This window comes from uncultured Lutibacter sp., assembly GCF_947493565.1.
In the GTDB taxonomy this organism is placed as follows: domain Bacteria; phylum Bacteroidota; class Bacteroidia; order Flavobacteriales; family Flavobacteriaceae; genus Lutibacter; species Lutibacter aestuarii.
In genome coordinates this window covers 1-11,904 of the sequence record NZ_CANLRG010000013.1, presented here as the reverse complement: position 1 = coordinate 11,904, position 11,904 = coordinate 1, and the positions used below count along the sequence as shown (strand labels likewise).

At 31.2% G+C, this 11,904-nt stretch carries 6 protein-coding genes; 4 read left to right on the top strand and 2 right to left on the bottom strand.

Annotation, left to right across the window (positions count from 1 at the left end):
* Nucleotide 1 precedes the first annotated feature (1 nt).
* Nucleotides 2–1,342, bottom strand: coding sequence for an MFS transporter (locus Q0714_RS13595; protein ID WP_298265983.1), 1,341 nt, complete (start codon nucleotides 1,340–1,342; stop codon nucleotides 2–4).
* A 246-nt stretch (nucleotides 1,343–1,588) separates the two neighbouring features.
* Nucleotides 1,589–2,611, bottom strand: coding sequence for a LacI family DNA-binding transcriptional regulator (locus tag Q0714_RS13590; RefSeq protein WP_298265981.1), 1,023 nt, complete (start codon nucleotides 2,609–2,611; stop codon nucleotides 1,589–1,591).
* Nucleotides 2,612–2,919: 308 nt separating this feature from the next.
* Here Q0714_RS13590 and Q0714_RS13585 point away from each other — a divergent pair, with 308 nt between their 5' ends.
* From Q0714_RS13585 to Q0714_RS13570, 4 genes are all read left to right on the top strand, one after another.
* On the top strand, nucleotides 2,920–5,877 hold the full coding sequence (locus Q0714_RS13585) for a TonB-dependent receptor (RefSeq protein ID WP_298265979.1): 2,958 nt from the start codon (nucleotides 2,920–2,922) through the stop codon (nucleotides 5,875–5,877).
* Between the two features lie 11 nt (nucleotides 5,878–5,888).
* Nucleotides 5,889–7,751, top strand: coding sequence for a RagB/SusD family nutrient uptake outer membrane protein (locus tag Q0714_RS13580; protein WP_298265977.1), 1,863 nt, complete (start codon nucleotides 5,889–5,891; stop codon nucleotides 7,749–7,751).
* An 18-nt stretch (nucleotides 7,752–7,769) separates the two neighbouring features.
* On the top strand, nucleotides 7,770–9,065 hold the full coding sequence (locus Q0714_RS13575; protein WP_298265975.1) for a SusE domain-containing protein: 1,296 nt from the start codon (nucleotides 7,770–7,772) through the stop codon (nucleotides 9,063–9,065).
* Between the two features lie 101 nt (nucleotides 9,066–9,166).
* A partial coding sequence (locus Q0714_RS13570) for an alpha-amylase family glycosyl hydrolase (protein WP_298265974.1) occupies nucleotides 9,167–11,904 on the top strand: 2,738 nt, incomplete at its 3' end.

Here is an 11,904-nt window from a genome sequence, read left to right as displayed (position 1 = left end):
GTTAACTATTTGTTGTTACTACATCATCTACATCTTTAACTTTGAAAACTAACATTGCTGCAATTAATAATGAAACTCCACTCATTATCAATGCATAAATTGGGTTTCCTCCATAAAAGTATTTCACAATTGGTCCTCCAATAATTGCATTAATTATTTGTGGCAACACTATAAAAAAGTTGAATATTCCCATATAAACACCCATTTTTTTTGCAGGAATTGATCCGGCCAAAATAGCATATGGCATTGCTAATATACTTGCCCAAGCTATTCCTACACCTATCATAGAAAGAATCAACCAATTTTCATTAGGCATAAAATAAATAGAAATTAAACCTAAACCTCCAAAAAACAATGAAACAGCATGAGTCATTTTTCTTCCTATTTTTTTTGCTATTGCTGGTAAAAAGAAAGCATAAACAGCAGAAACTGCATTATAAACTCCAAATAAAATTCCTACCCAATCACCTGCATTTTGATATGCTGTTCCATGATCTTCAAGCCCTAAACCATATATGTGGTGTGCAATGGCTGGAGTGGAAAACACCCACATACCAAATAACCCAAACCAAGAAAAAAATTGAACCGAACTCAACTGCTTCATCGTTAAAGGCATTTTTTTAAAATCGGTAAAAATATCTAGGATACTTGACTCCTCTTCTACTTCTTCCTTATCATCAGTAAACTGAGCCATTTCTTCTGGAGAATATTCTTTCGTTGTAAATACCGTAATTAAAATACTTATCACCAAAACTGTAGCACCTATTATAAATGACCATAAAAGATTTGTTGGAACTTCTCCTGGTTGAGTTTCATTTACAATTCCAAACCAATTGGTTAAAACATATGGTAGCCAAGAACCTACTACAGCTCCAATACCAATTAAAATAGTTTGAACACTAAATCCTAAAGTTCTTTGATCAGATGGTAAAATATCTGCAACTAATGCTCTAAATGGCTCCATTGCAATATTAAATGAAGCATCCATAATCATTAACATTCCTGCACCTACCCATAAGGCAGGCATAAAAGCAGTAAACATCTCTGCATTAGGCATTAAAATCAACCCGATAGATGCTAATAAAGCTCCTGCTAAAAAATAAGGACGTCTTCTTCCAAGTTTGGTCCAAGTTCTATCACTATAATAACCAATAATGGGTTGTACAATTAAACCTGTTAAAGGTGCTACAATCCAAAACCAAGATAATTCATGAACGTCGGCTCCAAATATTTGTAATATTCTACTGGCATTTGCATTTTGTAATGCAAATCCCATTTGAATTCCTAAGAACCCAAAACTCATGTTCCAGATATCCCAGAAACTTAGTTTCCTTTTTTCCATAAATATAATTAGTATTAAAAATATTAATACAAGTTAAGGTAAAGACCTTAATTGCTAATGTGAAGTGTGAAAAAATAGTAGTGTAAAATTGCTTTTACTGAACAAATATATAAATTAAATTGAAACTTTATCGCTTTTAAAATCAGTTTTTTAAACAAAAAAAAAGAAAATCTAGTACTATAACCTTTGAGTTAACAATTATTTTTTAAACAATTTTTTATAAATATTTTTAATTAAATATAATTCTTATTTAATTAAAGTTGATTGTCTAATTTTTAAGTTAGGTGAAATCACTTCTTTTTGATACTCTTTTGAGGCGGTATGTTCAATTCTATTAATTAGCAACTCTGCTGTTTGTTTTCCCATTAAAAAACCATGTTGAACAACTGAAGTTAACGGAGGAGATGTAAATTCTGAAATCAACCCACTTGTAAACCCTATAATTGCAATATCATTTGGAATTGTTAAGCCTCTTTCTTTAGCAATTTTTAATGCATTGGCGGCATAAATTTCGTTAACAGCTAATATGGCATCTGGTGGATTTTTTACAAAAATTACTTTTTTTATTTGTTCGTACAAATCTTGTTTATCATCAATTTTATAAATAAGGCTTTCATCTATTCCAATATCATTTTTAACTAATGATTTTAAATACCCTTCTTTTCGTAATGAACCTACTGTAATATAATCTTGAGTGGTTAATAAAGCTATTCTTCTTTTTCCTATTTCAACCAAGTGATTAGCTGCTTTATAAGCTCCTCCAACATCATCAATAATAACTTTATCACAGGCTAAATCATCTTTAACTCTATCAAATAACACCAACGGAAAGTCATCTTTTATAAGTGCTTCAAAATGTTTAAAATTTTGATTTTGTTGGGTTTCTCTTGCAAGTGAAACAATTAAACCATCAACACTTCCATTAGTTAATACACTTATATTAGACACCTCTTTATCATACGATTCATTAGATAAACAAACCATCACATTATATCCCTTTTCATTTGCATAGGTTTCAATTCCATTGATTACTGTTGAAAAAAAATGATGTACAATTTCAGGAATTATTACACCTATAACGGAAGTTTTTTGATTTCTTAATTGTAATGCTAAACTATTAGGTTTATAGTTATAAAAGCCTGCAAATGCTTTAATTTTTTCTCGTGTTTCTTCACTTATTTCATGACTATCTTTTAGTGCTTTAGAAACTGTTGATATGGATACTCCAAACTCATTTGCTATTTTTTTTAAAGTAATTCTTGGTTTCATATCAATTAAGTAAATCTTGTTAACTACAAATATAAAACTATTAAGTTAATAAGTTAACTAACATTTAAACATTCTAAAAACATATTTTTAACAGCTTTTTTAAAATTTCCAAAAAAAAACATAAAAAAACCCTATTAACTCTAACGTTTGAGTAAAAAAGTTATAAACACGAAAACGTTTGCGGAATTTTTTAGATGACTATTGTCACGTTAAATAAATGTTAAGTTCCTAACTTCACACTGTGAAAAGTAAAAAAATAGTATCAAAAATTATTAAAAAAAACTTAATTATTAATTAACTTAAAATAGATGAAAAATTTTAAATTTTTTTTGTTTAATGTCCTACTTTTAGTTCCTATTTTAATGTTTGGTCAACAAACAATAAAAGGAACCGTAGTAGAGTCAAAAGGTAATACGGCATTACCAGGCGTTGGCGTTATAATTAAAGGGACAGTTAAAGGGACCTCAACAGATTTTGATGGAAATTATACTTTAGAAAATGTTAAACCTGGAGATGTTTTAGTGTTTTCTTATATTGGTTTTTACACACAAGAAATAACCGTAGGTGAAACTACAACAATTAATGTTTCTTTAGTAGAGAGTACGGAGTCTTTAGATGAAGTAGTAATTGTTGGTTACGGTGTTACCACAGTTAAAGATGCTACAGGATCAGTAACTTCAGTTAAAGCGAAAGATTTAAATAAAGGTGCTATTGTTTCACCTGACCAAATGTTAACTGGTAAAGTTGCCGGTGTACAAATTACATCAGGTGGTGGAGCTCCAGGAAGTGGATCTACAATTAGAATTAGAGGTGGAGCTTCATTAAATGCTTCAAATGACCCACTATTTATTATAGATGGTGTTCCTGTTGACAAAGAAGGTATTGCGGGTATCAGAAACCCTTTAAATACCATTAACCCAAATGATATAGAATCTTACACCATATTAAAGGATGCTTCTGCAACCGCTATTTATGGTTCTAGAGCTTCTAATGGAGTAATCATTATTACAACTAAAAAAGGGAGTGATGGAGATATTCAAGGAACCTATAGTTCTAACTTTTCTGTAAATACAAATATTGAAACTGTAGATGCCTTATCTGCCGATCAATTTAGAACGTATGTAAATGAAAATGGAATTCCTTCTGATATAGCTTTATTAGGAAATGAAAATACAAATTGGCAAAACGAAATTTTTAGAACTGGTTATGGTACCAATCATAATTTAAGTTTAAATGGTAGTAGTGGTGCTTTTAAATTTAGAACTTCATTAGGTTACACCAACCAAACAGGTACCTTAAAAACTTCAAAACTTGAAAGAGGAACTTTTGCAGTTAGTATTGGTACTGTATTATTAGATGAGCATTTAAAAATAGATTTAAATACTAAACTATCATTAATTAACAACCGTTTTGCAGACACAGGTGCAATAGGAAATGCCATTTCTTTTGATCCAACCCAACCAGTATATTCAAACAATCCTACCTATGGTGGATATTTTGAATGGTTACAAGAAAATGGAAACCCTCAAGCTGTTGGAGCTCCAAGAAACCCATTAGCCTTATTAGAATTAAGAAATGATGAAAGTCACTCTAACAGAAGTATTGGTAACATTCAATTTGACTATAAAATGCACTTTTTACCTGAATTAAGAGCCAATCTTAATCTTGGTTATGATATTTCAAGTAGTGATGGTGATAATACCATTTTTAATTCAGCTACTGCCAAAACTGCTGAACTTGCTGCTTTAGGAAGTATTTCACATTTTGAACAAGATAAAAAGAATATCTTATCTGATTTCTACTTGAATTATGCTAAGGATATAGATGCTATTAATAGTTCTATAGACTTTATGGTTGGATACTCTTATCAAAATTTTAAAAATGAAGGGTTTGATAAAAATAATATTCAAGATAAAACCTTAACAGAATTATTAGATTATTATAATGAATTAAATTTACAGTCATTTTTTGGAAGATTAAAATACTCTTATGCAGATAAATACCTATTAACCTTAACTTATAGAAGAGATGGATCCTCTAGATTTAGTAAAAGTAACCGATGGGGTAATTTCCCTTCTGCTGCATTTGCTTGGAAAATTTACGAAGAACCATTTATGAAAAATGCAAATGCTGTTTCTAACTTAAAATTACGTTTAAGCTGGGGTATCACTGGTCAACAAGATGTTGGAGATTACTATCCAGCAATTGCAACATATTTGGCCAGTACAAATACTGCGCAATACCAATTTGGAAGCTCCTATATCACAACATTTAGAGCACAACCTTTCAACTCAACTCTAAAATGGGAAGAAACTGAAACTTACAACGCAGGTCTAGATTTTGGTTTATTTGATAATGTTTTAAGCGGATCTGTTGATGCTTACTTTAGAAAAACAAAAGATTTACTAAACTTTATACCATTTCCTGGAGGTTCATCTTTATCTAATGCTGGTAATGCTAACATTGGTAAAATGGAGAATAAGGGTATTGAGCTTACCTTAAATACAAAAGCTATAAGAACTGAAGATTTAAATTTAGACTTTGGTTTAAACTTTACTTACAATGACACTGAAATTACTCAACTTACAACAAATGATGGCCCAGACTATGAGGGAGTTCCTGTAGGTGGTTTTGATGGAGGTGTAGGAAATACCATTCAAAGACATACCGTAGGTTATGATCCTTATTCATTCTTTGTTTACCAACAAGTATATGATGCCAATGGCAAACCAATTGAAGGTGTATATGTAGATAGAAATAATGATGGCATTATTAGTAATGCTGATAGATACAGATATCAAAAACCAACAGCAGATTATACTTTAGGATTTACAACAGATTTAAACTATAAAAATTGGAATTTCAATATGGCATGGAGAGCAAATATTGGAAATTATGTTTACAATAATGTTGATTCTGCTAAAGGATTTAGAGACCAATTACTTAATCCAGGTTTCCCTAATGTAATTGAAAATGGAGTTGAAAATATTTTAGAATCAGGATTTATCAATGGTGGAGCCGAAAGATATTTGTCTGATTACTACGTACAAGAAGCCTCTTTTGTAAAGTTAGATAATGTTACAGTAGGTTATAATTTTGGTAGTGTGTTTGGAGAATCTTCCAACTTATCTGTTTCAGGTTCTGCCCAAAATATATTAACCATAACTGATTATGAAGGTCTTGATCCTGAAGTTGGAAATGGTATCGATTTTAACATCTATCCAAGACCAAGAATTTATATGATTGGAGTTAACTTAAACTTTTAATTAACTAAGAAATGAAAAAATATTCTTTTAAAATATTAATGATAGGAACTATCGTAACTTTGTTTACTTTAACCTCGTGTCTAAAAGATCTAGATACAGTTCCTCAAGATAAAGACATTGTACTAGCTGACGAATTATTTAATGACCCAGCTACTTATAAACAAGTTTTAGCTAAAATTTATGCAGGGTTAGCTATTAGTGGACAACAAGGTCCTGCAGGTTTACCTGATATTTCAGGAATTGATGAAGGCTTTAGTCAATATTTAAGACAATATTGGTTAGCTCAAGAAGTAACTACAGATGAAGCTGTAATTGGATGGGCAGATGGAAGTTTACCAGATTACCATGAACAAGATTGGAACGCTAGTAATGAATTTATTACTGCTTTATACAATAGAATCATATATCAAATCACTTCTTGTAATGCTTTCCTTAGAGAAACAACAGATGCAAAACTAAGTGCAAGAGGAGTTGATGGTCAGCTGTTAGAAGAAATTCAAATATATAAAAGTGAAGTACGCTTTTTAAGAGCTTTAAGTTATTATCATGCTATTGACTTATTTGGTAATTTCCCATTTGTAACCGAAACTGATGAAGTTGGATTCTTCTTTCCTGAGCAAATTAAAAGAGCCGATTTATTTAACTTTATTGAAAGTGAATTATTAGCTATTGAAAGTAAATTACCTGCTCCAAGAACTAACGAGTATGCAAGAGCTGATCAAGCTGCTGCTTGGACTTTATTAGCTAAATTATATTTAAATGCTGAAGTTTATACAAAAACTGGAAGATATAGCGACTGTGTAAATTATGCAGAAAAAGTAATAAATGCGGGTTATAGTTTAGAAACAACTTATGATAATTTATTTTTAGCTGATAACCACACTGCTAATGGAGTTATTTTCCCTATCGCATTTGATGGGTTGAGAACTCAATCTTTTGGTGGTACAACTTTTTTAATTCACGCAGCCGTTGGAGGTAGTATGTCTCCTGAAGATTACGGAATTAATGGTGGTTGGGGAGGTACTAGAACTACAAGTGCTTTAGTAAACACTTTTAATTCTGGAATTGATCTTAATGCTTCTAATGCCAAAATTGGAACTGCAACAAATTGGGGAGTGGTAGGATCTGCAACACCAAACGGATGGAATGGTCCAGACTTAGTTCTTCATCAAACAAGTACTCCAAATGTAGTTCAAGCATTTGTTAACTTAGTAGATGGTGAAATAAAATTTAGAACCGATAATGCTTGGAATGGCAGTAATTTTGGAGATAATGGAAGTAACATTTCAGTATCAGCTGGTTTATACAAACTTACTGTTAACGTAAATACTCAAGAATATTCATTTGAAAAAGACCCAAGAGCAATTTTTTATACTGACGGACAAGAATTGGAAATTGAATCTATAAGCACTTTTACAGATGGTTACGCTGTTCCTAAATTTAAAAACGTAGATCGTAATGGAGTAGCTGGATCTGATACTAGTGGGGACTTTACTGATACTGACTTTCCTTTATTTAGACTAGCTGATGTATATTTAATGTACGCAGAAGCAACCTTAAGAGGTGGAGGCGGAAGTGAAGCGAATGCAATTTCTTATATGAATGAATTAAGAGCTAGAGCCAATAATTTTGGTACAGTAACTTCTATAGACCTCGACTTTATTTTAAATGAAAGAGCTCGTGAACTTTATTGGGAAGGTCACAGAAGAACTGACTTGATTAGATTTGGAAGATTTACCGATGGAGCGTATGTATGGCCTTGGAAAGGTGGTGTAAAAGAAGGTGTTTCAACCCCTTCTTACTTAAACCTTTTCCCAATTCCAGCTACAGATTTAAATGCAAATCCAAACTTGCAACAAAACCCTTCGTACTAATATAAATCAAAGGAAAAAATGAAAATATTATTAAATAATTTGTTAATTCTATTCACAGCTTCAGTTTTTTTGGTTGCTTGTGATAAAGAAGATTTTACAGTATTAAATTCTAATGCTACTACCACAGTTAGCATCTCAACAACTGATGTAGTTTTAGACAAAGACAATGCTGGACAAGATGTACTAACTGTAACTTGGACTAAGCCAGATTATGGCTTTAATGCAGGTGCAGAATATGAAGTTGCACTATCAACTGCAAATGGCGAAAAAGCAATATCTGTTGGAAGTGAACTTTCAAAAACATTTGAAACTGTTGAGTTAAATAAAATTTTAATAGGATTAGGGTTAGAAGGTGGTTCACCTTCATCCGTTTCAGTTCAAGTAAGAGCTGTATTAAGTGATTACAAAGATTTAGTTTCTAATATCACAAACTTTAATGCAACTGTTTATGAAGACAAACTAGACTTATCTACCATTTGGGGAGTAGTTGGAAGTGCTACACCTAATAGTTGGGATGGACCAGATCTTCCTTTCTATCAAACTAGCAATGCAGATGTTGTTGTAGCTTATGTAACTTTATCTGATGGTGAAATTAAATTTAGAAGTAATAATAGTTGGGATGTTAATTATGGCGATGATGGTAATGATGGTAGCCTAGAACCTGGTGGAGCTAATATAGTTGTTTCAGCTGGAACTTATAAAATTACTTTTAATACTAATTCACTAACCTATACCATAGAAACTTATACTTGGGGACTTGTTGGTTCCGCTACAACAAATGGTTGGGATGGACCTGATATGACAATGAATTATGATTCTTATTCGAACACTTGGAAAACTGTTGTAACTTTAAGTGAAGGTGAGGTTAAATTTAGATTTAATAATGATTGGGGATTAAATTATGGTGATGATGGAGCTGATGGAAAACTTGAAAATGGAGGTGCTAATATCGCTGTTACTGCAGGTAATTATTTGGTAACTTTAGATCTAAATGCATTAGAATATTCTATTGAACCAATTGATATTTGGGGATTAGTAGGTTCTGCTGCTCCAAATGGTTGGGATGGGCCAAATGTAAGATTCTCTCCAGATTACAGTAAAGATGGTGTTTGGGTACTTGATAAAGTAACTTTAATAGATGGTGAAATAAAATTTAGAACTAATGATAGTTGGGATGTTAATTATGGTGATGATGGTAATGATGGTAGTCTTGAAGCTGGAGGAGCTAACATCGTTGTTTCTGCTGGAACCTACTCAATTATTCTAGATTTTAGTGATGAAAATGCACCTACTTATATTATTACAGCTATTTAATTAAAAATAACTTTTAATTAGAATATTTATAAAAATCTGCATAAAAATATTTATGCAGATTTTTACTATTAATTTTTTTAAATTTATTTCAAACCAACAAAATGAAAAAAATAGCTCTTCTATTTATACTATTAGTTCAAGTAAGTTTTGCTCAAGTTAGTACTTTACCAGCAATTCCTACAGCAACTAATGAAATAACCATAGTTTTTAATGCTGCTAACACTCCACTTAATAATTATAGTGGAGACATTTATGCGCATACAGGAGCTACAGTTGATGGGGTGAAATGGCAAAATGTTATTGGAAATTGGGGCGAAAATAATGTACAACCAAAATTAACAAGATCAGCCTCAAACTCTAATGAATATACTTTAAGCATCACTCCTTCTGCTTATTCTTTTTATGGAATCAATACTAACAAAACAATAACAGAACTAAGTTTTGTTTTTCGATCTTCAGATGGAAATACTCAAACGTCAGATATTTTTATTCCAATCTATGAAGAAGGTTTAAATATCACAATCACGAACCCAATAAATAACAATTCATTTAATTTAAATGAAACTATTACTATTACTGCTGAATCTTCTCTAGAAGCAGATTTAGAAGTTTTAGTAAACAGTATTTCTCAAAAAATAGCTAATAGTTCAACAACTATTTCTACTAATTATAAGTTTACTACAACTGGAAATCATTTTATAAAAGCTAAAGCTACTGCAAATAATGAAACTAAAGAAACTGAAATTTCAGTTTTTGTAAAATCCCCAACTCAACATAAAAGTTTACCAAATGGTGTAAAAAATGGAATCAATATTCATCCTGATAATTCAATAACTTTTGTGTTACTTGCTCCAAACAAAACAGATGTTTTTTTGATTGGAGATTTTAATAACTGGGAATTAAACGAAGCCTATCAACTATATAAAGACGGTGAGTATTTTTGGATTACACTAAACAACCTAGACCAAAATTTTGAATATGCATATCAATATCTTATCGACTTTAATATTAAAATAGCCGACCCATATTCGGAAAAAATATTAGACCCTTGGACAGATCAATATATTAAAGAAGGAAATTATCCCAACTTAAAAGAATATCCTACTAATTTAACCGATGGTTATGTTTCTACTTTTAAAATCAATGAAGAAGTATACGTTTGGAATGTTTTGGACTTTATTAAACCTCCGCAAGACAATTTAATAATTTATGAATTACATATCAGAGATTTTACAGAATCTGACTCGTATAATGAAGCTATAACTAAATTAGATTATTTACAGTCTTTAGGCATCAATGCTATTGAATTAATGCCTATAAATGAATTTGAAGGAGCAGATAGCTGGGGCTACAATCCTGCATTATATATGGCTTTAGACAAAGCCTATGGAACAAAAAATGATTTAAAGAAGTTTGTAGATGAATGTCATAAAAGAAATATAGCTGTTCTAGCAGATGTTGTTTTTAATCATTCATACGGACAATCTCCTCTACTTCAAATGTATTGGGATTCACAAAATAATAAGCCTGCTGCTGATAACCCTTGGTATAATCAAAATCATAACTTGGTAGATAATACAAGTGCGCATTGGGGCTACGATTTTAACCATGAATCTTCATACACTACCAACTTTTTTAATGATGTATTAACTTATTGGATGGAAGAATATAAAGTTGACGGTTTTAGGTTCGATTTTACTAAAGGTTTTTCTAACACCCTATATTATGGAAGCAACAATTGGGCAAGTACCTATGATGCAAGTAGAATAGCTATTTTAAAAAACTATGCAGACCATGTGTGGAGTTATAATTCTACAAACAAACCGTATGTTATTTTTGAACATCTAGCTACAAATTCAGAAGAAACTGAATTAGCTAATTATGGTATTATGTTGTGGGGAAATCTAAACCACAATTACAATCAAAATACTATGGGATACAATTCCGACACTGATATTTCTTGGATTTCTCATAAAAACCGTGGTTGGAATAATCCAAACCTTATTGGTTATATGGAAAGCCACGATGAAGAGCGCCTAATGTATAAAAATCTGCAATTTGGAAATGCTAGTGGCGATTATTCAGTAAAAAACTTAACCACAGCTTTAGCAAGACAAGAACTTGCAGGAATGTTTTTCTTTACCATTCCTGGACCTAAAATGATATGGCAATTTGGTGAATTGGGCTATGACATTAGTATCAATGAAAATGATAGAGTAGGAAGAAAACCAATATTGTGGGAATATTTTAATGAAGCTCAAAGAAAACAACTATATAATACTTGGGCTACTTTAATTGAATTTAAAAAACAATATCCAGAAGTATTCAATTCTTCTGATTTCTTATTAAATGTAAATACACTAACAAAATCTATCGTATTAAAACATTCTAGCATGGATATTGTTATAATTGGGAATTTTGATATTGTAAATAAAGAAATAAACATTCCTTATACAAAAACTGGCATTTGGTATGAATATTTTACTGGGGAAGAAAAAAACGTTATCAACACTTCTGAAACAATTTCTTTAAAACCTGGAGAATACAAACTATTTTCTTCTATAAAACTATTAGATCCAAGAGGAGGAACTGATCTAGATGATAGTGATGACGATGGTGTTGCAGATACTTTAGATTTGTGCCCTAACACTTTCCCTGGAATTAATGTAAATGAAACTGGCTGTCCTTTATTTAGCCTCCCCCCAGCCAATTTTACGATAGAAGTTATAGGAGAAACCTGTGTTGGCAAAGAAAATGGTAGTATTGAGATTGCTGCACAAGAAGCCTATAATTATTCTGTAACAGTAGATGAAACAATTTATAACTTCACCAATACTAC